Annotated in this window: 15 protein-coding genes, 2 tRNA genes, 1 rRNA gene, 14 pseudogenes and 1 other annotated feature; of the genes and pseudogenes, 19 read left to right on the forward strand and 13 right to left on the reverse strand. The window is 37.1% G+C overall.

Annotated elements, in window-relative coordinates; translation table 11 throughout:
• Positions 1-130 precede the first annotated feature (130 nt).
• Both ARSQ2_RS05575 and ARSQ2_RS05580 read left to right on the forward strand, forming a co-directional pair.
• Positions 131-571 carry an IS630 family transposase gene (locus ARSQ2_RS05575; protein ID WP_238334336.1) on the forward strand — a complete coding sequence of 147 codons (441 nt, stop codon included), beginning with the start codon at positions 131-133 and terminating at the stop codon, positions 569-571.
• On the forward strand, positions 511-654 hold the full coding sequence (locus ARSQ2_RS05580) for a hypothetical protein (RefSeq protein ID WP_181994651.1): 144 nt from the start codon (positions 511-513) through the stop codon (positions 652-654). The genes ARSQ2_RS05575 and ARSQ2_RS05580 overlap by 61 nt, the downstream gene beginning before the upstream one ends.
• Here ARSQ2_RS05580 and nuoG read toward each other — a convergent pair.
• The 8 genes and pseudogenes from nuoG to ARSQ2_RS05630 form a co-directional block, all read right to left on the reverse strand.
• Positions 594-1,768 (reverse strand): annotated as a pseudogene (gene nuoG / locus ARSQ2_RS05585) (NADH-quinone oxidoreductase subunit NuoG); the annotation flags it as partial. The gene ARSQ2_RS05580 and the pseudogene nuoG overlap by 61 nt on opposite strands.
• A gap of 326 nt (positions 1,769-2,094) precedes the next feature.
• Positions 2,095-2,415 (reverse strand): annotated as a pseudogene (locus tag ARSQ2_RS05590) (NADH-quinone oxidoreductase subunit F); the annotation flags it as partial.
• Positions 2,412-2,905 (reverse strand): annotated as a pseudogene (gene nuoE, locus ARSQ2_RS05595) (NADH-quinone oxidoreductase subunit NuoE). The pseudogenes ARSQ2_RS05590 and nuoE, both read right to left, overlap by 4 nt.
• Before the next feature lie 56 nt (positions 2,906-2,961).
• A pseudogene (locus ARSQ2_RS05600) lies at positions 2,962-3,260 on the reverse strand (NADH-quinone oxidoreductase subunit D-related protein); the annotation flags it as partial.
• Positions 3,261-3,366: 106 nt separating this feature from the next.
• A pseudogene (nuoC, locus tag ARSQ2_RS11915) lies at positions 3,367-4,868 on the reverse strand (NADH-quinone oxidoreductase subunit C/D); the annotation flags it as partial.
• An 82-nt stretch (positions 4,869-4,950) separates the two neighbouring features.
• Positions 4,951-5,626 (reverse strand): annotated as a pseudogene (locus ARSQ2_RS05620) (NuoB/complex I 20 kDa subunit family protein).
• Positions 5,627-5,646: 20 nt separating this feature from the next.
• Positions 5,647-6,087 (reverse strand): NADH-quinone oxidoreductase subunit A, encoded by a 441-nt coding sequence (locus tag ARSQ2_RS05625; RefSeq protein ID WP_181994653.1) that lies wholly within the window; start codon positions 6,085-6,087, stop codon positions 5,647-5,649.
• A 770-nt stretch (positions 6,088-6,857) separates the two neighbouring features.
• Complete coding sequence (locus tag ARSQ2_RS05630; protein WP_181994654.1) at positions 6,858-7,775, reverse strand: LysR substrate-binding domain-containing protein; 918 nt, start codon at positions 7,773-7,775, stop codon at positions 6,858-6,860.
• A gap of 746 nt (positions 7,776-8,521) precedes the next feature.
• On the opposite strand from ARSQ2_RS05630, the pseudogene ARSQ2_RS14760 reads away from it, so the two are divergent.
• The 3 genes and pseudogenes from ARSQ2_RS14760 to yfbR all read left to right on the forward strand — a co-directional run.
• Positions 8,522-8,798: pseudogene (locus tag ARSQ2_RS14760) on the forward strand (aminotransferase); the annotation flags it as partial.
• 104 nt (positions 8,799-8,902) lie between these two features.
• Positions 8,903-9,783, forward strand: a pseudogene (locus tag ARSQ2_RS05635) (aminotransferase class I/II-fold pyridoxal phosphate-dependent enzyme); the annotation flags it as partial.
• Positions 9,784-10,009: 226 nt separating this feature from the next.
• Positions 10,010-10,591 carry a 5'-deoxynucleotidase gene (gene yfbR, locus ARSQ2_RS05640; RefSeq protein ID WP_181994655.1) on the forward strand — a complete coding sequence of 194 codons (582 nt, stop codon included), beginning with the start codon at positions 10,010-10,012 and terminating at the stop codon, positions 10,589-10,591.
• Positions 10,592-10,656: 65 nt separating this feature from the next.
• On the opposite strand, the pseudogene ARSQ2_RS05645 reads toward yfbR, so the two are convergent.
• Positions 10,657-11,088, reverse strand: a pseudogene (locus ARSQ2_RS05645) (SLC13 family permease); the annotation flags it as partial.
• Between the two features lie 770 nt (positions 11,089-11,858).
• Here ARSQ2_RS05645 and ARSQ2_RS05650 point away from each other — a divergent pair.
• Both ARSQ2_RS05650 and ARSQ2_RS05655 read left to right on the forward strand, forming a co-directional pair.
• Positions 11,859-12,769: pseudogene (locus tag ARSQ2_RS05650) on the forward strand (glycosyltransferase family 2 protein).
• Positions 12,726-13,331 (forward strand): glucosyltransferase domain-containing protein, encoded by a 606-nt coding sequence (locus ARSQ2_RS05655; RefSeq protein ID WP_181994656.1) that lies wholly within the window; start codon positions 12,726-12,728, stop codon positions 13,329-13,331. The pseudogene ARSQ2_RS05650 and the gene ARSQ2_RS05655 overlap by 44 nt, the downstream one beginning before the upstream one ends.
• Positions 13,332-13,368: 37 nt before the next feature.
• On the opposite strand, the gene ARSQ2_RS12645 is transcribed toward ARSQ2_RS05655, so the two are convergent.
• Positions 13,369-14,034 (reverse strand): transposase, encoded by a 666-nt coding sequence (locus ARSQ2_RS12645; RefSeq protein WP_238334334.1) that lies wholly within the window; start codon positions 14,032-14,034, stop codon positions 13,369-13,371.
• Between the two features lie 73 nt (positions 14,035-14,107).
• Positions 14,108-14,200: pseudogene (locus tag ARSQ2_RS14215) on the reverse strand (IS630 transposase-related protein); the annotation flags it as partial.
• A 196-nt stretch (positions 14,201-14,396) separates the two neighbouring features.
• On the opposite strand from ARSQ2_RS14215, the gene ARSQ2_RS05670 reads away from it, so the two are divergent.
• The 5 genes and pseudogenes from ARSQ2_RS05670 (at position 14,397) to aroE (ending at position 16,780) form a co-directional block, all read left to right on the forward strand.
• Positions 14,397-14,591 carry a DNA-processing protein DprA gene (locus ARSQ2_RS05670; RefSeq protein WP_238334335.1) on the forward strand — a complete coding sequence of 65 codons (195 nt, stop codon included), beginning with the start codon at positions 14,397-14,399 and terminating at the stop codon, positions 14,589-14,591.
• A 51-nt stretch (positions 14,592-14,642) separates the two neighbouring features.
• The gene (locus ARSQ2_RS14765; protein ID WP_181994657.1) at positions 14,643-14,804 is read left to right on the forward strand and encodes a DprA-like winged helix domain-containing protein; all 162 of its coding nucleotides are present in this window, start codon (positions 14,643-14,645) and stop codon (positions 14,802-14,804) included.
• A 16-nt stretch (positions 14,805-14,820) separates the two neighbouring features.
• A pseudogene (locus tag ARSQ2_RS05680) lies at positions 14,821-15,361 on the forward strand (DNA topoisomerase family protein).
• Between the two features lie 24 nt (positions 15,362-15,385).
• Positions 15,386-15,955, forward strand: a complete 570-nt coding sequence (tsaC, locus tag ARSQ2_RS05685) for an L-threonylcarbamoyladenylate synthase type 1 TsaC (RefSeq protein ID WP_181994658.1) — start codon at positions 15,386-15,388, stop codon at positions 15,953-15,955.
• Between the two features lie 5 nt (positions 15,956-15,960).
• Positions 15,961-16,780 (forward strand): annotated as a pseudogene (gene aroE, locus ARSQ2_RS05690) (shikimate dehydrogenase).
• Positions 16,781-16,906: 126 nt separating this feature from the next.
• Here the strand turns inward: aroE and ARSQ2_RS05695 are convergent.
• The gene (locus ARSQ2_RS05695; RefSeq protein WP_181994665.1) at positions 16,907-17,389 is read right to left on the reverse strand and encodes a gamma carbonic anhydrase family protein; all 483 of its coding nucleotides are present in this window, start codon (positions 17,387-17,389) and stop codon (positions 16,907-16,909) included.
• Between the two features lie 649 nt (positions 17,390-18,038).
• Between ARSQ2_RS05695 and ARSQ2_RS05700 the strand changes: the two genes are divergently transcribed.
• The 7 genes and pseudogenes from ARSQ2_RS05700 to ARSQ2_RS12650 form a co-directional block, all read left to right on the forward strand.
• A 16S ribosomal RNA gene (locus ARSQ2_RS05700) occupies positions 18,039-19,610 on the forward strand.
• Between the two features lie 66 nt (positions 19,611-19,676).
• Positions 19,677-19,753: transfer RNA gene (locus ARSQ2_RS05705), tRNA-Ile, on the forward strand.
• Positions 19,754-19,823: 70 nt separating this feature from the next.
• Positions 19,824-19,899, forward strand: a tRNA-Ala gene (locus tag ARSQ2_RS05710).
• 389 nt (positions 19,900-20,288) lie between these two features.
• Positions 20,289-22,276: a sequence feature (23S ribosomal RNA rRNA prediction is too short), on the forward strand.
• 214 nt (positions 22,277-22,490) lie between these two features.
• Positions 22,491-22,853, forward strand: coding sequence for an IS630 transposase-related protein (locus ARSQ2_RS05720; protein WP_181994659.1), 363 nt, complete (start codon positions 22,491-22,493; stop codon positions 22,851-22,853).
• Positions 22,854-22,878: 25 nt separating this feature from the next.
• Positions 22,879-23,103, forward strand: a complete 225-nt coding sequence (locus ARSQ2_RS14770) for a transposase (protein WP_255487501.1) — start codon at positions 22,879-22,881, stop codon at positions 23,101-23,103.
• Complete coding sequence (locus ARSQ2_RS05725; RefSeq protein ID WP_255487500.1) at positions 23,018-23,320, forward strand: transposase; 303 nt, start codon at positions 23,018-23,020, stop codon at positions 23,318-23,320. Before ARSQ2_RS14770 ends, ARSQ2_RS05725 begins: the two co-directional genes overlap by 86 nt.
• A gap of 8 nt (positions 23,321-23,328) precedes the next feature.
• Positions 23,329-23,659, forward strand: a pseudogene (locus ARSQ2_RS12650) (ThiF family adenylyltransferase); the annotation flags it as partial.
• Positions 23,660-23,747: 88 nt separating this feature from the next.
• On the opposite strand, the gene ARSQ2_RS05735 reads toward ARSQ2_RS12650, so the two are convergent.
• On the reverse strand, positions 23,748-24,329 hold the full coding sequence (locus ARSQ2_RS05735) for an LOG family protein (protein ID WP_181994661.1): 582 nt from the start codon (positions 24,327-24,329) through the stop codon (positions 23,748-23,750).
• Positions 24,330-24,497 lie beyond the last annotated feature (168 nt).

A 24,497-nucleotide genomic window follows, 5' to 3' on the forward strand; every position in this document is an offset into this window, starting at 1 on the left:
AAGGCCATTTGGCAAGCTCTTAAAAAATGGGATTGACCTATAAAAAAACTCTACGTCATCCGAAAGCCGACGAAAACACTCGACAAACGTTTCAACAAAAAAACAACAGTATGAAAAAGAAGGCAAGCATATTGTTTTTATTGATGAAAGTGGTTTTTCACACGATACCCCGCGGACTCACGGCTATTCCCCGAAAGGTCAACGATGTGTTGGTCTCAAGAACTGGGGAGCTAAAGGAAGAACAAATGTTATCGGCGCTTTATTGGGCACAACGCTGTTTTCTATCGGATTATTTGATATCAATATTAACAGCGATGTTTTCTATGCATGGGTCACCCAAGTCCTTATCCCAGTACTTCCTAAAAACAGTGTAATCATGATGGATAATGCAACTTTTCACAAGAAACAGAGTATTCAACAAGTCATCATCGATGCGGGGTATATGCTGGAATATTTGCCTACCTATTCGCCAGATCTTAATCCAATTAAACATAAATGGGCACAAGCTAAATGCAAAAAAAGAGCGCTCGGATGCGACACAGATATTTTGTTCGCACTCAATATGGTGTAATCAAAATTAAGTCGCTTAGCTATAATGCTATACGAGCTCCAGTTTGGGTTAAATCCTCCCCCAAAACCAACACCGCGTCATAATTTTCAATTTCACGCAATGTCGCTGCGTATAGACGCCTCCTTTTTGCAGAATATTAACCATTAGTTCGAGGTGACGTTGTTCAGCTGTCGATATACCTGAATAAAAATTTTCTTCGCCAACCGGCGCCCGTAATGCATAATTTCTCTCGATACTAGCTCTTGGTAACCCAATACCGATAATCTTTGTTGCTTTGCGTAAAATTTTGGCATCCGTTTGCATCGCCTCCATCACCGAAATAGTGTGTCGTTTTGCTTTTTTAACTAATTGAGGCTGGTGAGTTCGATCTTTGCGATTAACATAACCGTAACCAAAACGACCACTATCACATAAAAAAATAGTGATTTACCACCTCATTATAGCGGTTTTCAATCCGGCGTAATTCACCATAACGTTCACCAGGGCTTGTATTACAACCAATACTACACTGTTGATATATTCCTGGCGCAAATTGCATATCCCATTTGCGATTGTAACGTTCAGAATGGGTTTTATCAGTAAAAACCCAAGTTGGGCAGATCTCAACTAAATTGCCAGCAAATTCACTCTCTAGCGTACCGTCTTCCTCCCGGCCAAAATAGACATGATTATGAGCGCTATAAACCCCCAGATCGATGCCATCAGCATAATCTTTGTAATAACGAACACAACGATAGCAAGCGATACAACGATTCATTTCGTGACCAATGAATGGACCTAGATCCTGATTATGATGTGTTCTTTTAGTAAAACAATATTTACGCATTGTATGACTAGTCATCACCGTCATATCTTGTAAATGACAATTGCCGCTTTCTTCACAAACTGGGCAATCATGTGGATGATTTGTCATCAACCACTCAACAATACTTGCACGAAACTGCTTGGCTTCATCATCATCGATGGAAATATAGGTTCCATAAGAAGCCGGTGTCATGCAGGACATTACCAGACGACCACGTGTGTCGTCAGCATTTTGATATTGCTTAACTGCGCATTGACGGCAAGTACCAACACTTCCTAAGGCTGGGTGCCAGCAAAAGTAAGGGATATCCAGACCAAGAGAGAGACAGGCCTGCATAGGTTTTCAGCCCCATTTACATCATATCGTTTGCCGTCTACATATATTGTAACCATAGTCAACATGCTTCCTAATGGCCTGCTTTTTCAGCAGGCGTTAATCAAAAATTTAGTCGACTTAAATATGTTTTTATTCAGCTTAGCGTAAGTTATCACCAACGCTGCTTTAACAAATTTGGTTGAATGCCAGCAATTGGACTCAAGTTGGTAAAATTCTGTTGGCTGATACCCGCTTCAAATTCAGCACGAAAATATTTTATAGCACTCTGCAAAGGTTCTATAGCTGGGCGACTTTAAAATGATTACAAGTAATTACTCTATATCAGTAAATTTATATTGGAGAAAAACATATATTTTGTAATCAAAATGAAGACGCTTAGCTATAAAAGACGATCTTTATAGGTTCCAGGCTCCATTTCATCCGCATTGCAAAGTAAATAACGGATATTGATGCTGTCATCTTTCGGCATCAAGCTCCATTTGAGGCCGGTAGAAAAACCAGCACCACCGCGACCTTTAAGACCAGCATCTTTAACTAAGCTAACAACTTGATCTGGCGACATACTTTTTAGGGCATTTTTAGCACCTTGGTAACCATTTTTACTTAAGTATTTCTCTAACCAGACCGGCTGCTGATCTTCACGTAACCGCCAGGTTAATGGATGTGTCTGCGCACTACGGGTAATTTGTCGCTGTGTTTTCATGGATACTGCTCCAATAGCCGTTGAATATAAGATGGCTTTACATGACTATGGGTATCCTCATCAATCATCATAGTCGGACCTTTATCACAGTTACCCAGACAACAAGTTGGTAATAAGGTAAACCGACCATCAGTAGTTTTTTGGCCAGGCGCAATCTTTAATAACTTGATAATTTTAGCCTCAATACCTTGATAACCGGTAATATGACAAACCACACTGTCACAATAACGAATAATATGGCGACCAACAGGTTGGCGATAAATTTGCCTGTAGAAGGTGGCCACTCCTTCTATATCACTAGCAGGAATATCTAAGAGATCGGCAATTGCATAAATAGCACCGTCTTCCACCCAACCACGTTTTTTTGTACAATTTTTAATGCTTCAATTGAAGCGGCTCTGGCATCTTCATAGTGATGTTTTTCTTGCTCGATCTCTTCTCGCTCTTCTGTCGTCAAGGCAAAATCATGTTTGGTGTGAGATTCTACCATATTAGCGACATCGAGCCGCTTTTGCTGTTGATTGGGATTAAATTCATCTTGCATCATTAACGATCTACATCTGACATGACAAAATCAATGCTACCAAGGTAGACAATAAGATCAGACACCAGGCTGCCTCTGATCACCGCAGGAATTTTCTGTAAATGAGCAAAACTTGGTGTATGAACGCAGGTGCGATAACTCATAGTATTACCATCACTGGTCAGATAGTAACTATTGATCCCTTTTGTTGCTTCAATCATCTCAAAAGCCTCATTTTCAGGCATAACAGGCCCCCATGAAACTTGTAAAAATGATTAATCATGGTTTCAACATGCTGTAAAGTGCGTTCCTTCGGTGGTGAAGTATAGCTAAGCGTCTTAATTTTGATTACAAAAATATATGTTTTTATCCAATATAAATTTACTGATATAGAGTAATTACTTGTAATTATTTTAAAGTCGCCTAGCTATAGTTAGGGGATGATCGGCTTTAAATGGTCCTGCTGGCATATTATTTAAGCATTGCTTAAGAATACGCAGGCTTTGCCGCAGTTTTTCCACTTTTAACATCACTCGATCATAACAATCGTCATTGTTGCCGATAGGAACTTCAAATTCAAAGTTTTCATAACCTGAATAGGGTCGCCATTTACGAATATCGAAATTAAGGCCTGTCGCGCGTAATTCGGCGCCAGTGCCCCCCCCAATCTAATGCTTCTTTAGTCGTGTAAGCAGCGACACCAACTGAACGCCCTTTAAGAATACTTATTGTGCAATGCTGCCTTGACATATGAATCCAATCGCTTTAGCATCCAGTCAAGGAACTGCTGCAATAGTTTTTGCCAGCCTTTCGGTAAGTCATGGGCAACACCCCCGATCCGAAACCAAGCTGGATGCATACGGAAACCGATAATCGCTTCAACAATGTCAAAAATTTTCTGACGATCGGTAAACGCAAAGAAAACCGGTGTCATGGCACCGACATCCTGAATAAAGGTACTGATATAGAGTAAATAGCTGTTAATACGGAATAACTCCGACAACATAACGCGGATAGTCTTAACCCGATCAGGAACGTCAATTCCTGCTAATTTTTCTACCGCTAATACATAAGGCATTTCGTTAACACAGCCACCTAAATACTCAATGCGATCAGTATAGGGAATATAACTGTGCCAGGATTGGCGCTCGCCCATTTTCTCTGCACCGCGATGATGGTAACCAATATCCGGTACACAGTCGATAATATCTTCACCATCTAGTTGCAGTACAATGCGAAAAGCTCCGTGAAATGAGGGATGATTGGGGCCCAGATTCAAGAACATAAAATCTTCATGTTCGTTGCCTCTCCCCATTCCCCATTCTTCGGGTTTAAAGGTCAGTGACTCCATCTCTAAATCAAGCTTTTGTTTGGTTAAAACAAAAGGATAAAATTCAGTGGCCCTGGCCGGATAATCTTTACATAACGGATGTCCTTCACAGGTCATTGGCATTAATAACCGGCGCAAATTCCGATGGCCATTAAATGTTATGCCAAACATATCCTATACTTCACGTTCATACCAATTAGCATTGGGAAATAAAGAAACGATAGAGGGAATATTAAGATCTTTCTCACTAAGCGCCACTTTCAACATAATATCGCGGTTACGCTCAATAGAAATAAGATGGTAAAAAACGGAAAAATCCGCTTCAGGCAAACCTTGCCGATATACTCGTTTCCGCTCATCAACCCCATGTAAGTCAAACAACATTACATAAGGTTTAGGCTGTTTTTTCAAAAACTCTATTACGGCAAGAAGTTGTTCACGTTTGATCCATATAACCAACATTCCGGTACGAGTTGATTGAATGGTGAAAGCATCTGGACTGAATTGGTTACGCAGTGTCCAAATTATTGGATCATCACAATGATCATAAGTTTGCCATGCCGGCCTGACGCTCTCTTGCGTTATCTGATCTGTTATCATTATGCACCACAATGCTTGATCAGGTTTATTACGACCGCAACACATTGGTTCTGTTACGCTGAATAGCTTATATTTTTAAGCCTTATATTTCATCGGGTGTTCGTAGCGTTTTGACCGCTATTCTTTCACCACGCTTACGCTCTTTTTCAGATTGCATATTGGCGCGATAAACACCCTGATCGCCGGACAACCCACGATAATAGACGACGTTCTTTACCAATCGATTCTTGTAATGATAATAAAGCTTGCATATAAGCTTCAGGGCGTGGTGGACAACCTGGTATATAGACATCAACAGGAAGAAATTTATCAACCCCCTGTACAACAGAATAAATATCGTACATACCACCAGAGTTAGCACATGCCCCCATAGAAATTACCTATTTAGGCGCTAACATCTGATCATAAAGTCGTTGAATAACAGGTGCTATCTTAGTAAAACAAGTTCCGGCAACAACCATAAAATCAGCCTATCGCGGTGATGCGCTTAGTACCTCAGCAGCAAATCGGGCGAGATCATGCACCGCAGTGAAAAAAGTCACCATTTCAACATAGTAACAAGAAAGGCCAAAATTGTACGGCCAGAGAGAATTATTTCTGCCCCAATTCACCATATTATATAAAGCATGCTCTAATTTACCCATGTAAACACTACGATAAACATGCTGCTCTAATGGATCCCCGACAACTTGCTGTGTTTGCAAGGGATGACGGTCATTCTCACCATTTAAGTCAATGCGAGTGAGCGTATAATGCATCTTTGAATGCCTCAATTTTACTAGGGATGACGATTATTTTTTTTAATTATTTCACTCGGTTTTTCAACATTTCGACGTGAACGCTCTGGGGTCCAATTAAGTGCCCAAACACGAACCAAGTAGAATAAACCCACCAATAGCACCAAAATAAAAATACTTGCCTCAATAAAGCCTAACCAACCACTTTCTTTAATAGAGACTGCCCACGCATAAAGGAATAACGCTTCAACATCGAAAATAACAAAAAACATTGCAGCCAAGTAAAATTTGCCTGATATACGCAAACGGGCACTACCAACAGAATTAATGCCCGATTCATAAGGGATATGCTTTGCTCTGGCTTGGGATCTACCACCGAGGTAATAAGCACCAAGTAACATTAAGGAACACAGACCAAGAGCACCGATAAGATATATTGCAAAATCCCAATGATGAGCAAATACTTCAATAGATGTTGACATACTCGCTGCTTACTCATTATAAATAAAAACGGTGTCATTGCTTTGCTCTTGAATTAGCGCAATATTACACCACACTAACCATAATTAGATGAGAAGAAAAAATTACAATAGACAGAAATACATCAATTTTCTTAAACTTAATTCTTCTCACCACTATTTTGTTTATAGAATAACGCTCTCTTCACACCTTTTACCTTACAACTGTAAATCAAAAAATCTCGCCAGCTAAAACGTGACAGTTCATTCAATTAATACTAATAGTTAGTAACTAGTGTAACTTATATTTCGTTTTTACTACACGATTATCTCAGGAAAAACCTGTTTTAAAACCGCTTCACTTCCGCTATTTTATGATCACGCGCACAATTCTGTTAAAAAAACTTAATTGATTATAAAAAAATCAATTTTATTTGATTATATTAACGACTGTCATTTTTCACAAATTTATAAATAACCCTAATTATTAGATAAAACTTAAACCTTTTAAGCCACAACAAATTTTTCCAAAATAAAATTTAGTTCCATTGATAAGAAATATTTAAATAATTTTTGTTAAACAATTCTTTTCTTTATCACAATAATAAGGAATATTTTATGTACTAATATTTTTAGCTATTGTCAGCTAAATAAAATCAGCTCCTCCAGGGAAAATAAAAATGCACTGCTATAACTATATAAAATAGAGAAACAGTCCAGGAATAATAGAAGCGCACGAGTTATTTAACTTAAATAACAACGTTAACTAAAGCGTAATTTACTAATCGTCAGATTTATAATATTTCTTTATTAATTGTCTCGCTAATCGGCTGTACTATATAAGGTGTTTTCTTATTTTTAATTGCACAAAATACAGCTAAAATAGCCTCGTTTTGCTCATTAATATTACGGTATAACCAATAACGAATTTCGGGTAAACGGGGTAAACGATCACTTTCGCTTAGTATTCTTAAATCACCAGTCTGCATTTCTAGCGGACGCGCAGTGATACCGACTTCAGCATTAACCGCAGCAAGCACTGCCGATAACGAAGCTGCTTCATACGCAATACGCCATTTGATACCCGTAGCATTAAGGGTGCTTATCGCTATTTCACGAAATGGATTGGTTTCATCCATGACAACCAAAGGAATTGGCTCATTTAATTGATGCTGAAAATCAGGTGCACAATGCCAAAGGATGGGCGCAGAACGTAACAACATACTTGGATATTGACTCAATTCTGTGGGTATTAGTGCTAAATCAATTTCACCATTATCCAGCATTTTTTTAATAAGATGGGCGCGCTTTATATAAATATCAACGGCCATACGCGGATATACTGATGCGATACGATTCAGCAGAAATGGTAATAAAGTATTGGTAGTGTCATCAGAAACACCAACTCGCAACTCACCTTCAGCATCATTATATGTTAGTGAAGCTGAAGCATCATCATTAGCCCGTAATATTTGCCGCGCATAACCTAATAACTGCAAACCATGATCCGTTAATAATTTATTACGGCCATGGCGTTCAAAAAGCTCACGGCCCACTAACTGTTCTAAACGCTGCATTTGTTGGCTAACGGCTGATTGAGTACGACAAACAGCTGCAGCAGCTGCCGCAAATGTATTAAGATCGGCAACAGCAACAAAAGTCCTAAGTAAATCAAGATTGAGATTCATAATTGGGCGATTTGAATTTATCATTTTATTCTCTTATATCATTCCTGGTGTTTTTACGAATTCAATAGATATTAAAATTATTGATAGTTAAAGAAATAAAGATAAAACCTTATATATTAAAATTTATTTCTATTAATGCAGTATTTATTACTGTGTATACACTTTTATTAACTTAATTGTTTAATAATAAGCATGTTTTACATATTGATAAACAAAATGCCAATGAGAATGTTCTTCTTCTCTTTTTTATTAGAATAATTTTTAATTCCAGTCATATGCCAAAATAACGATTTTTCAAACAGAAAAAAAATAGGTTATATGTTATTCTGAACAAAATAACTGTTAAAGATAATGCAGCTAGGAAAAACTATTAATTGATAATCAGCAACAAAACTCTAATTTACCCAGATACGGCAATAACATATTAACTTTAATTATATGTTATAAAAACAATATTTCTATCATGAAACCACCAATGGTTTGTAACAAAAAATGCACTGCCAAATCTATTCACTAAGTAATTTATTCTTTGTATACTAAAAATGATCTCACATCTAAAATATAAGACTAACTTATGCGAGATTTTTGAATTTATTTATTTAATTAAGTTATATAAAAGTTTATTTGACCTAATTTAATTATTTAAACCAACCTTTTCCCAAAAATAAGCCTATATCTTCAAAATTTTTCTAACTAAGAGTAGAGTGTGAATATAAATATGCAGAAAAATTTCCTCATATTCTATTAACGTTGAGGTTCAAACAGAGTAAATGAATACAATAACTAAATCCAATAAATTGGATAACGTATGCTACGACATAAGAGGGCCTGTTCTTAAAGAGGTCAAACGTCTTGAAGAAGAAGGCCATAAAGTTCTTAAACTTCATATTCGTAATCCAGCGCCTTTTGGTTTTGAAGCGCCGGATGAAATTTTATTTGATGTTCTAGGCAATCTTACTCACTCAGAAGGTTATAGTGATTCAAAAGGAATTTACTCCGCACGCAAAGCAATCATGCAACTCTATCAGGCTAGAGGAATGCTTGACATTATAGCTAAGCGTCTTAATTTTGATTACAAAATATATATGTTTTTCTCCAATATAAATTTACTGATATAGAGTAATTACTTCTAATCATTTTAAAATCGCCCAGCTATATTGAATAATAATAATGAAATGTTAGTCCCAGCTCCTGACTATCCGCTATGGACTGCTGCGGTATCTCTTTTCGGTGGCAAAGCTGTACACTATAGATGTGATGAAGAACAAAATTGGTTTCCTGATCTAGATGATATTCGCAAAAAATTATCCCTCGCAGACGTGGCATCGTCATCATTAATCCCAATAATCCTACTAATTCTCTTTACAGCAAAGCATTATTAATGGAGATTATCGAAATCGCTCGTCAGCATCAGTTGATTATTTTTGCCGATGAGATCTACGATAAAATTCTTTACGATGATGCTGAGCATCATTCAATTGCCGCGTTAGCACCAGATCTATTAACCGTTACTTTTAATCGTTTATCAAAAACTTATCGGGTTGCTGGTTTTCGTCAAGTCTGGATGGTGCTTAATGGCTCCAAAGAGAATACCAAAAGCTATATTGAAGGCTTAGAAATATTAGCCTCGATGCGGCTTTGTGCTAACGTTCCTATGCAACATGCAATCCAAACCGCATTAGGCGGTTATCAGAGTATTAACAAATTTATCTGTCCTGGTGGGCGATTATATGAACAAGGTAATCGCGTTTGGGAACTGATTAGTGAAATTCCTGGGGAATCATGTGTTAAAGTGCAAAGTGCTTTATATATGTTTCCCAAAATTAATATTAAAAAATTCAATATCTCAAACGACCAAAAAATGGTACTTGATTTACTCTTATACACGATACAGGAAAAAGTTTTATTGGTTCAGGGAACAGCTTTTAATTGGCTTGAACCCGATCACGTCAGAATTGTTACGCTACCTTATGTTGGCGAGCTTGAAGCTGCAATTAATAAATTTAGCCAATTCCTGCGAAACTATCGCTAATAGTTGTCCAACAATAGAACATTCTTAATCTACATTAAGAATGTTCTATTTTGTTATTTACTTGTTAATCTAATCAATCCAGAATGCTTATCACTATAGCTAAGCGTCTTAATTTTGATTACAAAATATATATGTTTTTCTCCAATATAAATTTACTGATATAGAGTAATTACTTCTAATCATTTTAAAGTCGCCCAGCTATATAACAATCCCATGAGGACAATCTATGAGTTATTTTTTTGCCCATCTTTCTCGGATGAAATTAATTAATCGCTGGCCATTAATGCGCAATGTACGTACTGAAAATATTTCAGAGCATAGTTTACAAGTTGCCTTTGTCGCTCATGCTCTTGCTTGCATTAAAAATCGAAAATTTAATGGCCAACTCAATCCTGAACGTATTACTCTGCTCGCTATGTATCATGACGCCAGTGAAGTGATAACCGGTGATCTGCCAACACCAACAAAATATCATAACCCACAAATTGCTAACGAATACAAAAAAATTGAAAAATACGCTCAGCAAAAACTTATCGCTATGCTACCAGAAGAATTACAACAAGATTTTCAGCCGATTCTGGATGATGAATATCATACTGAGGAAGAACGCGCTATCGTTAAACAAGCGGATGCACTTTGTGCCTATTTAAAATGCTTAGAAGAGCTATCTGCAGGCAATACCGAGTTTAATCTAGCTAAAATGCGACTTGAAAAAACACTTTCTGAACGTTATAGCGATGAAATGCAATACTTTATTGAAGTTTTTGTACCCGGATTTACCCTATCTTTAGATGAAATCAGTAGCTAGTAAGTTATATAACATATAAATCGTATTATTATTTTACTGTTTGTTACATACAATAGGCGATAACTTTAAAATGGAAACAATTGAGGAACACTAACAATAGTGATAGCCATAACTAAAACAATAAAAGGAACACCAAATTTAAGGAAATCAGTGAATTTATAGCCACCAGGGGCCAAAATTAGAATATTAACCGGTGAAGAAACTGGGGTCATAAAAGCCGCGGAAGCTGCAACACTTATCAGCATAGCAAAAGGTATTGGCGAAACAATCATATGATTAGCAACAGGAATGGCAACCGGTGCCATTAATATTGCTTTTGCGGTATTAGAAATAAATAATCCAGTTAGTGCAAAAACAATAAATAAGCAAAGCAACATTATCCTTGGTCCCATGCCACCTGCAATATCTATTAGTAAATTAACAATCAAATCAATACCACCAGTTTTTTGTAATGCCAAAGCAAAGGGCATCATGCCAATAATCAACATAATAGCTGGTTTAAAAATTAATAACAATTTAAAATCAGTTAGTTATAAATATATAGCTCAATTAATATACGTATTTACACGTAAAAAAGCGATTTTACTCATTACAAATCAATTACTTACCGCTTATAGTGAGTGAAAATTACTGGTATTATTGATGTTTTTATGGATAATTTTTGTACACCTTTTAACATCAAAAAATATTTAACCAATCTTGCTGGTTTTTTATTTTCATCTTATCAAACTGTAATTATTCACAGTAATAATCAAATCACCCATATGATAAACTTCTTAATCAAATTTAAGCATAGATAAATATTGTGATAGATTTCGCTAAATACTTTTCAATTGGCATCATCAATACAATTATTCATTGGATTATATTTGCTATTATTATTTCTATAACAAATATTACACAGGCTTATGCTAACCTTCTCTCTTTCTTAGTGTGAGTAACATTTTTTCTTTGCCAACGCTAAATTCACTTTTAATAAAAAAGCAACTGGTTCTCGATATAGCTAAGCGTCTTCATTTTGATTACAAAATATATGTTTTTCTCCAATATAAATTTACTGATATAGAGTAATTACTTCTAATCATTTTAAAGTCACCCAGCTATACATAACTTTCATTGGTTTTATGGGAATGATTAGTTACCTGATAGGATGCTTATCAGATAAATTAAATATTTACCCATTTATCACAATACTAAAATTTTTAAACAATATCCTTATTTTAGGTTTCTTATATTCAAAATTTGTTGTATTTAAAGGCATCGAATAATGAAAATATCATTAATTGTCCCTGTATTTAATAAAGAGGAAGCTATTCCAATCTTCTATAAAACCGTCCGTGAAAATGAAGAACTAAAAAAATATGAAGTCGAAATTATCTTCATCAATGACGGTAGCAAGGATTCAACAGAAAGCATCGTCAATGCACTAGCCATTCCTGATAGCCTAGTTAAGCCACTGATCTTCAAGCGGAACTTTGGCAAAGAACCCCCGCTCTGTTTGCTGGCCTAGACCACGCTACGGGTGATGCTGTTATTCCTATCGATGTTGACCGCAAAGACCATTAATGTTATCCCCGCCTCATTGAGAAGTGGAAGGAAGGCGCTGAGGTTGTTCTGACAAACGAACTGACCGCTTAACCGTGGATGGTTAAAACATAAAAACAGCTGAGTGCTTCTATAATCCTGCACAATAAGCACGCCCAGAATGAAGAAAATGTTGGTGACTCGGATGATGTCGCGAAACAGTAGAAACATGGCCTTTCTAGAGAAATCTATTCGTGAAAGGCATACTTTCATGGGTTGGCAGTAAAGTAGATATTGTAGAATATACCCGAGCAGAAGGCTCAGAAGGGGAATCGAAATTTAATGGCTGAATGGCTGAAATTTAATGGCTGAATGGCTGTGAAATTTAATGGCTGAATGGCTGGTGCTGTGGAACCTTGCCTTGAGGGTACTGAAGTTTTCATTTTTCCCCTCCGTATGTGGACATATATACCTATTTGTTGCCATATTTGTGTGTGGGCTTGGATGGATGTAAGATGACTGGTATGGGTGCGTTCCGTGCCTGGTTATGCTTCGTTACTGGTATCTATCTTATTTTGGGGCGTTCAGCATGGGATTATGTTGGGTGAATATGTTGGAAGAATTTATGAAGAAGTTAAACAAAGGCCATGTTAGATACTTAAGAGAAAAAACGATGCTAACTAATAGAGAAATTAATAAACCTATTTTCTTCTTGTTATCATGCTTAATTCTTACCGTATACCTCGGAATGATATTTGTAACTGGAAAACCATATACTGATGATTATGCTAGAATTATGATGAACTATCTAAAATGGTCAGATGATGGACAACCACTTGCTGATGTGGTTGTTTATGCTTTAACTTTAGGTGGCGATATTGTTGATATTGCACCGATGAGCCGAGTTATTTCAGTTGTTGTATGTGCATTATCTTGCCTTATAATTTGTCAGTTTTCTTTTGGGGAGCTTAACCTTAAAAATCTTTTAATATCATCACTCGTTTTTAGCACCCCATTTTTTATACAGAATGCATCATATCATTTTGATGTGATAACAATGTGTTTATCTATCTTTTTTGCTGTAGCACCACTTATCTTTCTTGGCAAAGGTAATATTAAAGTTACTATAGCTTGGCAGCTTGGCAACTTTAAAATGATTACAAGTAATTACTCTATATCAGTAAATTTATATTGGAGAAAAATATATATTTTGTAATCAAAATTAAGACGCTTAGCTATATCTTGAATGTTTTTCATGCTGTGGCACCATACCCCTTAGCAAGGGTTTCAGTAGTGACAACCCGAACACTTTTCCACACGATATAGCTAAGCGACTTAATTTTGATTACACTATATTGAGTGCGAACAAAATATCTGTGTCGCATCCGAGCGCTCTTTTTTTTGCATTTAGCTTTTCCCCATATATGTTCAATTGGATTAAGATCTCGCGAATAGGTAGGCCAATATTCCACCATATGCCCCGCATCGATGATGACTTGTTGAATACTCTGTTTCTTGTGAAAAGTTGCATTATCCATCATGATTACACTGTTTTTAGGAAGTACTAGGATAAGGACTTGAGTGACCCATGCATAGAAAACATCGCTGTTAATATTGATATCAAATAATCCGATAGCAAACAGCATTGTGCCCAATAAAGCGCCAATAACATTTGTTCTTCCTTTAGCTCCGCAGTTCTTGCGACCAACACACCGTTGACCTTTCGGGAAATAGCCGTGAGTCCGCGGGATATCGTGTGAAAAACCAATTTCATCAATAAAAACAATATGCTTGCCTTCTTTTTCATATTCATACTGTTGTTTTTTTGTTGAAACGTTTGTCGAGTGTTTTCGTCGGCTTTCGGATGACGTATAGCTAAGCGTCTTAATTTTGATTACAAAATATATGTTTTTCTCCAATATAAATTTACTTATATAGAGTAATTACTTGTAATCATTTTAAAGTCGCCTAGCTATAGAGTTTTTTGATAGGTCAATCCCATTTTTTAAGAGCTTGCCAAATGGCCTTCTGACAAACGCCAAAACGCTCTGCACGCTCTTTTTGGTAAGCATCTGGATATTTTTCAACATCTTTTCTAGCTAAGCGACTTAATTTTGATTACAAAAATATATGTTTTTCTCCAATATAAATTTACTGATATAGAGTAATTACTTATAATCATTTTAAAGTCGCCTAGCTATATCTACCAGACACTCCTCCATGAGCCAAGCATTGTCCGCGTCGAAATCGTATAATTAGTAGCTTAAGTAAAGCAGTCGTTGTGATTGAGGGTGGATTAAAAAGTGGTTCATTAATTACAGCTAAATGTGCATTGGAGCAAGGTAAAAATATTTTTTCTTTACCAGGTACGTTAGGAAATACCTTATATGAAGGTAATCACTGGTTAATTCAACAGGGGGCTTATTTAGCCTCTTCGCCTCAAGATGTTATTGAATATTTAAACAGTAGACTATAATGGTTACCAGAAAATAAAATCCTATCTGATAATCTGTCGATCGATAATTCTATGAATAATATATTGCGATATATTAATTATGAGCCAACGCCTATAGATTTAATTGCTGAAAGAAGTGGCTTATCAATTACTGAGGTATCTGCTCAATTATTGGAATTTGAATTGATGAATAAAATTATCTTTGTGTCTAGTGGATATATTAGAGTTGAGTAATTAAAGTGAGATGAGAATGCAAAAGGCAACCCTTTTTAGAAAAATTGCAGGTGAAGATAAGGAGCATTGCCCTAAATGTCAAAGTGAACTTATTATTCAAAATGGCGGCTATGGGCCTTTTGTAGCTTGCTCTAACTATCCTAAATATGATTATGTTTGGCCATTAAAACAAGCAGGAGAGAGCCAAATAATTAAAGAATTACCGGATTATTTTTGTCCCAAATGTGGGCATAATTTGGTGTTGAAGCAAGGGCGTTTTGGTATGTTTATTGGTTGCAGTCATTATCCTAAATGTGAACATACAGAGTTAATTGATAAACCTGATAAAACATTAATTGGATGTCCACAGTAGCAAGATGGTGAATTACTGCAAAGAACATCCCGTTTGGAAAAGTATTTTATGGTTGTAATTGTTATCCTAAATATCAATTTGTGCTGAATGCTAAACCAATTTCTGGTAAATGTTCTTTCTGTCAGTATCCATTATTAATAGAAAAAAGGTTTCAAAAAATATGAAAATATTTTGTGCAAATAAATTATGTAATAAACAGCAGTAATAAAAATAAATGGAATAAATTGCTATGGTTGATGAAATATCCCCTTCATTTCGGAATATTATTTTAGCGCTAAATGAAGGTAAAATTATAGCCTATCCGACAGAAGCTGTTTTTGGCCTCGGATGTGATCCTGATAACGCTAAAGCAGTCCGTAAGTTATTATTATTAAAACAGCGTTCATGGAAAAAAGGACTAATTTTAATAGCTGGGGACTATAAACAATTAACACCTTATATTGATGATAATAAATTAACTAATTTACAAAAAGAAATGATGCTTTCAACAGGGTCTGAGGCTATAACTTGGGTAGTGCCCGCTAGAAAAGACATGCCAAAATGGTTAACAGGAAAATTTGATTCACTTGCGGTTCGTATTACAAATTTTGAATTAATTAAAAAGATTTGTTTTTTATATGGAAAACCATTGATTTCTACTAGTGCTAATTTAAATGGATTATCACCATGCAGAACAAAAGAAGAAGTTATTGCTCAGTTTAATCGCCAAGTATTCGTTTTAGAGGGTTCTGTTGGAGGACGTAAGAATCCATCTGAAATTCGAGATATAATGACAGGTCACTTGTACCGAAAAGGGTAATGCAAATGGAAGAATTTGCGGTATTTGGAAATCCAGTAGTACATAGTAAATCACCACTTATTCATAAATTATTTGCTGAGCAAACTGGTATTAAATATGAATATGGAAAAGTGCTAGTTCCTGTAAATAAATTTGAAGAAAAATTAGATGATTTTTTTCCGAGGAGGAAAGGGAGCAAATATTACTTTACCCTTTAAGGAATTAGCCTACCATAAAGTTGATGAATTAACTGAACAAGCTCAAATATGTGGTTCAATTAATACTATCAAGAAATTAGATGATCATAGATTACTTGGTGATAATACCGATGGAATAGGTTTAGTTTTAGATCTTGAGCGTTTGCGCTTTATTGAAAAGGGAATGCATATATTAGTAATTGGTGCTGGTGGTGCAGCACGTGGTGTTATAGCTCCTATTTTAAATTATGGCTGTCGAATAACGATTACGAATCGAACATTTAGCAAAGCAGATAAACTAGCAAAAGAATTTTCTGCTATAGGGCATATTAATTCATTGATGTTGGAGTCTATTCATTCCGCTGGGTATGATTTAGTGATCAATGCGACATCTTCTGGTGTTGCAGGGGAAGCTCCTGCTATTTCATCCAATATATTTAAGCAAAATGTTTTTTGTTATGACATGTTCTATCAATTAAATGAAACACCATTTTTAACATTAGCGAAAACCCACGGAGTATTAAAATATGCTGATGGTATTGGTATGTTAGTCGGTCAGGCGGTTTTTGCTTTTAAACTATGGCACGGTAAATTACCTGATATTTCATCTGTATTACAGCGAATAAAAGAAAATGCTGACATAAATTAGTTGGTATATTTATACGGAAAAAATGATAACGATATCAGGTAACAATTAAGGACAGCATCTTTAATAATACACTTATAAGTAATTATTTTTCGAATTGTCATAAGTCATAATTAGTTGCGGACTGAACTAAGCCTTCTCACTCTTCTGACGATAATTTTTAATCTTTTTTACAGGACTACCAATATATAAATAACCACTTTCTAATTTTTTGCCTTCAGTGACTAAACTACCTGCACCGATAACGACATCAGCCTCAATCTTTGCACCGTCTAAAATAATTGAACCCATTCCAACAAAAGTTCGGTTACCAATAGTACATCCATGCAACATAACTTTTTGTCCAATAGTAACGTCTTCAGCAATAATAAGAGGATATCCTTGGGGATTAAGTTTATTTTTATGAGTAACATGAAGTACTGAACCATCTTGAATATTAGTTCTTGCTCCGATGGATATATAATTGACATAACCACGTATGACAGTTAGTGGCCAAATACTTACATTATCAGAGATACGTACATCGCCAATTATCACAGCAATTGGATCGATAAACAGACTATTTCCAATAACAGGTTTTGAATGCAAATAAGGTCTTATATTAGAAGTGATTGCTATTTTTATCCTAAGTAAACTATTTGAATTAGTTAACAAATAGTGAATAGATAAATATGTATTTTATATTATTAAATATTTTTTTAATCAAATGAAGTGAATTTATATCTAATAAAATACCATATAGTCTTATCTTTGATTTTTTTAAATCATAAAGTTGAATGGATACTATAAGATCGAGCTAATTTCGTAGAATTTTAATTCATTATGACGAAAATATATTCATATAAATTAAAAACGAAAAAAATAGTTGAGTAAATTTTTAGGCGCTCTATACTGCGTCCCCACTGAATCAGTATAGAACGAATCAATTAAATTGCATTTTCTTAACGCAGGGTAAAGAAAAGTAGAAATAACTACTTGACTTTACAGGTGAAAAGCGTAATATATGCCACCTCGCGGCCCAGGTAGCACGCTCTTTAACAATTAATCAGACAATCTGTGTGAGCACTGGCAAAGCATCATCAAAAAATAAATATTTAATTTTAAAGTCTTAAAAAGTAAAAAAAACAGTTAATTCATATATAAACTAATATGCAGTAACGTTATTTTGGTCGGCAGCAGCCAAAGTGGTCAAACATCGACAAAGCAAGTTGAACAAAAAGACGTTACTTTCAGTAAAAACATTCTTTGAGCATCAAGCTTTTAATTGAAGAGTCTAATCATGGCTCAGATTAAACGCTGGCGGCAGGCCTAACACATGCAAGTCGAGCAGCAGCAAAAAAAGCTTGCTTCTTTGCCAGCGAGCAGCAGACAAGTAAGTCAAGTAAGTTATGAGGATCTAGCCAAAAGCAAGAGATAACCACTCCACTAAAAACGGTGGCTAATACCGCATAATCTCTAAAAAGCAAAGTGAAAAACCATTCTGGCCTCAAACCTTCGGATAAACCCATATCAGATAAACTCATATAAGATTAGCTAGTAGTTAAGGTAATGGCTCACCTAAGCGATGGTCTCTAGCTAGTCTGAGAAAATGATCAGCCACACTAAAACTGAGACACGGCCAAAACTCCTACAAGAAGCAGCAATAGAGAATATTGCACAATGAGTGTAAGCTTGATACAGCGATGCCCAGTGTATACGTGTATAAAGAAAGAAGGCCTTCAAGTTGTAAAGTCCTTTCAGTCGTGAAGAAAGTATTAAGGTTAATAACCAAAGTATTAAGGTTAATAACCTTGGCAATTGACGTTAGCGACAGAAGAAGTACCGGCTAACTCCGTGCCAGCAGACGCGGTAATACGGAAAATGCGAAAGCACGCAAGCGATTAATTAAGTTAGATGTAAAATCTCCAGGCTTAACCTAAAAATAGCATTCAAGAGTAATTAGCTAAAGTCTTGTAGAGGGAGTAAAATTCCATGTGTAGCGGTCAAATGCCTAGAAATGTGGAGAAATACCGGTGGCAAAAACGGGGCCCCTAGACAAAGACTGACGCTCATGTGCGAAAGCGTAGAGAGCAAACAAAATTAAATACCCTGGTAGTCCAATGTAAACGATGTCAATTTGAAGGTTGTGTTCATAAACTGTGGCCTCCGGAGTTAACGCGTTAAATCGACCGCCTAGGGAGTACACCCGCAAGGTTAAAACTCAAATGAATTGCCGAGGGCCCGCACAAGCAGTAAAACATGTGGTTTAATTCGATGCAACCCGAAAAACCTTACCTACTCTTGACATCCAGAAAATCCTTTAGAGATAGAGAAGTGCCTTCAAGAGCGCTCAGACAGGTGCTGTATGGCTGTCGTCAGCTTGTGTTGTGAAATCTTAGGTTGAGTCCCGCAACGAGCACAACTCTTATCCTTTGTTGCCAGCGATTCGGTCCGGAACTCAAAAGAGACTGCCGGTGATAAACCGGAGAAAGGCGGAGATGACGTCAAGTCATCATAGCCCTTACGAGTAGGGCTACACACGTGCTAAAATGGCGTATACAGAGAGAAACAAGCCAGCGAAGGGAAGCCAAACTCAAAAAGTACGTCGAAGTCCAGATTAGAGTCTGCAACTCGACTCCATAAAGTCGGAATCGCTAGTAATCTCGGATCAGCATGTCGCGGTAAATACGTTCCCGGGCCTTGTACACACCGCCCGTCAAAGCATGGGGGTAAGTTGCAAAAGAAATAGGTAGCTTAACCTTTTTAGATGGCGCTTACCAGTTTGTGATTCATGACTAGGGTGAAGTCGTAACAAGGTAACCGTAGGAGAACCTGCGGTTAGATCACCTCCTTACCTAGATAAATAAAATGTGAGTGTTCACGGAGATTGTCTGATGAAGATTGAGCAAAAAGTATCATTAGGCTTGTAGCTCAGGTGGTTAGAGCGCACCCCTGATAAGGGTGAGGTCAGTGGTTCAAGTCCACTCAGGCCTACCAACATTGCTGATGGAAGAAGTAGCTAAAAGGCAAGATTAGCAGTAAGGTGTAATAATACGACAATCTTAATGGGGCTATAGCTCAGCTGGGAGAGCGCCTGCTTTGCACGCAGGAGGTCAGCGGTTCGATCCCGCTTAGCTCCACCATATTGGAAGATAGAAGATAATAGAAGATAAAAGATAAAAATAGAAAAAAGCTATTCAGCGCAGGCATGGCAACAGTATGCTGCGAATAATAATGTTCTTTAACAATCTAGAACAAGCTGAAAATTAAAACACACATTATTGAAAAAAATAGTGTAGAAAACTCTCAAACTCCAATTTAAAGTGTTATTCAAATAGACAGACAAGTGGCATAAGAAAGCAAAGTAAAATTTGCGCCGTAAACGGCCCAGTCAGCGCAGCCTAGATAAGTACGTGAGTATAGACAAGCAGCGCACAACAAAAAATTTCGCACGGCGCAGCCATGACGCTTCCGTATTATTTGATAAGAGACACCTTCGGGTTGTTTCGGGTTGTAAAGTTAAGCAAATAAAGCGTACACAATAAATGCCTAAACAGTCAAAAACGATCAAAGACGTGCTAATCTACAAAAAGCGTCGGTAAGCTAATATAAAGCGGTACTAGCCGGCGATGTCCGAATGGATAAATCCAGTGCATTAATGCGCTATCGTTTGATAAATTCATAGTCAAACAAGGCAAACCGGGGAAACTGAAACATCTCAATACCCCGATAAAAAAAATCAACCAAAATTCCCCCAGTAGCGGCGAGCAAACGAGCAGCAGCCCAGAGTCAACATCAATATTTACCGCAGGAAAAAGATCTGAAAAAGGCGGCAACAAAAAATGATAGCCCCGTATCTGAAACGGTAAGTGTTCTGAACTCGAAGAGTAGGGCAAGACACGTGTTATCCTGTCTAAACTGTCTGAATATAAGGGGACCATCCTCCAAAGCTAAATACTTCTGACTGACCGATAGTGAACCAGTACCGTGAAGAAAAGGCGAAAAAAAACCCCGGAAAAGGAAATAAAATAGAACTTGAAAACGTGTACGTACAAGCAGTAGGAGCACCCAAAAAAGTGTGACTGCGTACCTTTTGTATAATGGAGTCAGCAACTTATATTCTGTAGCAAGGTTAACCGGATAGAAAAGCCGTAAGAAAACCGATTCTTAACTGGGCGTTCAGTTACAGAGTATAAACTCGAAACACGGTGATCTAGCCATGGGTAAGTTGAAGGTTAAGTAACACTAACTGAAAGACCAAACTGACTAATGTTAAAAAATTAGCAGATGACTTGTAGCTGGGGTGCAAAACCAATCAAACCAAGGAGATAGTTGGTTCTCGCCGAAGCTATTTAGGTAACGCCTCGTGAATTCATCTTCAGGGATAAAGCACCGTTTCGGCTGGGAGTCATCCGACTACAACCGATAAACTACAAATACCGAAGAATGTTATCACGGGAGACAGACGGCGGGTGATAACGTCCGTCGTGAAAAGGAAACAACAAACCCAGCTAAAGTCCCCAAGTCATGGTTAGTAAGAAACGAAGTAGGAAGGCTTAGAAGCCAAGATGTTGGCTTAGAAGCAGCCAACATTTAAAGAAAGCGTAATAGCTCACTAGTCAAGTCAGCCTGTGCAAAAGATGTAACGGAGCTAAACCATGCACCAAAGCTGGGCCAACGACATTTAAATGTCGTTGGGTAAGGGGAAGCGTTCTGTAAGCCGTAGAAGCTGGACTGAGAAGTCTGCTGAAGGTATCAGAAGTGCGAATACTAACATAAATAACGATAAAGCGGGTAAAAAACTCGCTCGCCGAAAGACCAAAATTTCCTGTCCAACGTTAATCAGAGCAAGGTAAGTCGAGACCCCTAAGGCAAGGGTGAAAAGCTTAGTCGATGAGAAACAAGTTAATATTCCCGTACTAAAGGTTACTGAAAAGGGGAAAAAAAAGGCTAAGGTATCCGAGCGACGGTTGTCCCGGTTTAAGCGAGTAGGTGGGGTAATGCAGGCAAATCAGCACTACTAAAAGACTGAGACGTGATGACAAGCCACCAAGGTAGTGAATTAGTTGATGCCCAGCTTCCAAGAAAAGCCTCTAAGCGATAGGTAATCATTAATCGCGTACCCTAAACCAACACAAGTGGTTAGGTAGAGAATACTCAGGTGAAGAAACTAGGCAAAATACTGCCGTAACTTCGGGAAAAGAGAAGCTAGCATTAGGTAAAAGCTCTAGCATCCGGAACTAAAGCCAGTCGAAGATACCAGCTGGCTGCAACTGTTTATTAAAAACACAGCACTGTGCAAACACAAAAGTGGACGTATACGATGTCACGCCTGCCCGGTGCTGAAAAGTTAATTGATGGGGTAAGCCGTAAGCCAAAGCTCTTGATCAAAACCACAGTAAACCGCGGCCGTAACTATAACGATCCTAAGGTACCGAAATTCCTTGTCGGGTAAGTTCCGACCTCCACAAATAGCGTAATAATGGCCAGGCTGTCTCCACCCGAAACTCAGTGAAATTAAACTCGCTGTGAACATGCAGCGTACCCGCGGCAAGACGGAAAGACTCCGTGAACCTTTACTATAGCTTGACACTGAACATTAAGTCTTGATGTGTAAGATAGATGAGAGGCTTTGAAGTGTGGGCGCCAGTCTGATAAGGCCAACATTGAAATACCACCCTTTAATGTTTGATGTTCTATAGCTAAGCGACTTAATTTTGATGACATTATTTATATGAACTATTCAATTGATTTTAGACGTAAAGTGATATTTACGATGGAAAAAGAAAGGTTTAGTATCCAAGAAAAAGCAAAGCAGTTTTGGATTGGCTTTGCATCTGTATCGCGTTGGATTAATCAAATAGAGCCAAAAGCATCGACTACGCGTCAGCGAAAAATCGATAAATCCGAGTTGATAAAAGATGTTGAACAATATCCAGATGCTTACCAAAAAGAGCGTGCAGAGCGTTTTGGCGTTTGTCAGAAGGCCATTTGGCAAGCCCTTAAAAAAATGGGATTGACCTATAAAAAAACTCTACGTCATCCAAAAGCCGCCGAAAACACTCGACAAACGTTTCAACAAAAAACAACAGTATGAAAAAGAAAGCAAGCATATTGTTTTTATTGATGAAAGTGGTTTTTCACACGATACCCCGCGGACTCACGGCTATTCTCCGAAAGGTCAACGGTGTGTTGGCCTCAAGAACTCGGGAGCTAAAGGAAGAACAAATGTTATCGGCGCTTTATTAGGCACAACGCTGTTTGCTATCGGATTATTTGATATCAATATTAACAGCGATGTTTTCTATGCATGGGGTCACCCAAGTCCTTATCCCAGTACTTCCTAAAAACAGTGTAATCATGATGGATAATGGAACTTTTCACAAGAAACAGAGTATTCAACAAGTCATCATCGATGCGGGGCATATGGTGGAATATTTGCCTACCTATTCGCCAGATCTTAATCCAATTGAACATAAATGGGCACAAGCTAAATGCAAAAAAGAGCGCTGGGATGCGACACAGATATTTTGTTCACACTCAATATGGTGTAATCAAAATTAAGTCGCTTAGCTATAAAACACCCATTAGTATCAGGTGCAGCTATTCGCATGGAAGGACAACTCCTGGTATTAACTTATCAAGATAATACCCCTGCTATCACTGTTTAAGCCGTTTATTTGGTGAAAATAATCTCTCTTGCATCGAAACCAGCGTTATGTCTCCACTGGTTTTGGTATTATTGGTAGCTTGCAAGCGATGGAAACACTAAAATTACTCACTAACTATGGTAAAATTATCAGCGGAAAAGTGCTACTTTATGATGCTATGTCAACAGAATTTCGAACGATTAATTTAATGCCTGATCCTAATTGTGAAGTCTGTCAGGCAATCACCATATAGAGCTAACTTTTATAGCTGTGAAACCAATATATCACTTTTTAATTATTTATTTTATTAGTGCTAACCAAGTGATGGAAACTTAACACAGCTATAGATCATCATAAGTTTTTACTGAAGGTGCCGTGTAGTGTAAAAAACGATCAAGTAAATTGGCCGCCTTATCTTCAATAATCGCCATATGTCGATATTTTTCTTGTAAAAACTTTTCATCAGCCATTTTTTCTATCATAGCAACTAACGGTGCCCAATAATTATTAACATTTAGTAAGCCACATGGTTTTGTATGTAAGCCAATTTGACCCCAAGTAAAAACTTCACTAAATTCTTCCAGGGTACCAAATCCCCCCGGAAGCGCAATAAACCCATCAGCCAAATCAATCATTTTCTGCTTACGTTCATGCATAGTACCGACAATATGGATTTCACTCAGACCAGTATGAGAAATCTCACGTTCAACTAATAAATTAGGCATTACACCAACCACTTGACCACCTTGCTCCAATACCGAGTTAGCTAGAACATTCATAATACCGACGCGGCCACCGCCATAAACCAGCGTTATTTTTCTGTTAACCAGTTCGGATGCTAATGCAATTGCCTGCTGTTGATAAATATCACTGGCTCCTACACTAGATCCGCAATAAACTGTTACATTATTTATCTTATCCACATTATCCGCCTTAATTTAAATTTACTAATGTCAACCTTAGCAGACATTAATCAAATTTGACAAACGCATAAATATTTTTCATGTCATTTCTTTTTTAAAATTAAAAATTATTATAGTGAATATCCTATTTACAATCAGCATTGAAAAGAATATAGCTAAGCGACTTAA

The sequence above is a fragment of the Arsenophonus endosymbiont of Bemisia tabaci Q2 genome (assembly GCF_902713415.1).
Taxonomy (GTDB): domain Bacteria; phylum Pseudomonadota; class Gammaproteobacteria; order Enterobacterales; family Enterobacteriaceae; genus Arsenophonus.

Coding starts and splice junctions, on each gene's coding strand:
- ARSQ2_RS05580 (WP_181994651.1), top strand. CDS start 511: ATGCAAAAAAAGAGCGCTCGGATGCGACACAGATATTTTGTTCGCACT.
- ARSQ2_RS05625 (WP_181994653.1), bottom strand. CDS start 6,087: ATGTCAACATCTATTGAAGTATTTGCTCATCATTGGGATTTTGCAATA.
- ARSQ2_RS05630 (WP_181994654.1), bottom strand. CDS start 7,775: ATGATAAATTCAAATCGCCCAATTATGAATCTCAATCTTGATTTACTT.
- yfbR (WP_181994655.1), top strand. CDS start 10,010: ATGAGTTATTTTTTTGCCCATCTTTCTCGGATGAAATTAATTAATCGC.
- ARSQ2_RS05655 (WP_181994656.1), top strand. CDS start 12,726: ATGTTGGAAGAATTTATGAAGAAGTTAAACAAAGGCCATGTTAGATAC.
- ARSQ2_RS14765 (WP_181994657.1), top strand. CDS start 14,643: ATGAATAATATATTGCGATATATTAATTATGAGCCAACGCCTATAGAT.
- tsaC (WP_181994658.1), top strand. CDS start 15,386: ATGGTTGATGAAATATCCCCTTCATTTCGGAATATTATTTTAGCGCTA.
- ARSQ2_RS05720 (WP_181994659.1), top strand. CDS start 22,491: ATGAACTATTCAATTGATTTTAGACGTAAAGTGATATTTACGATGGAA.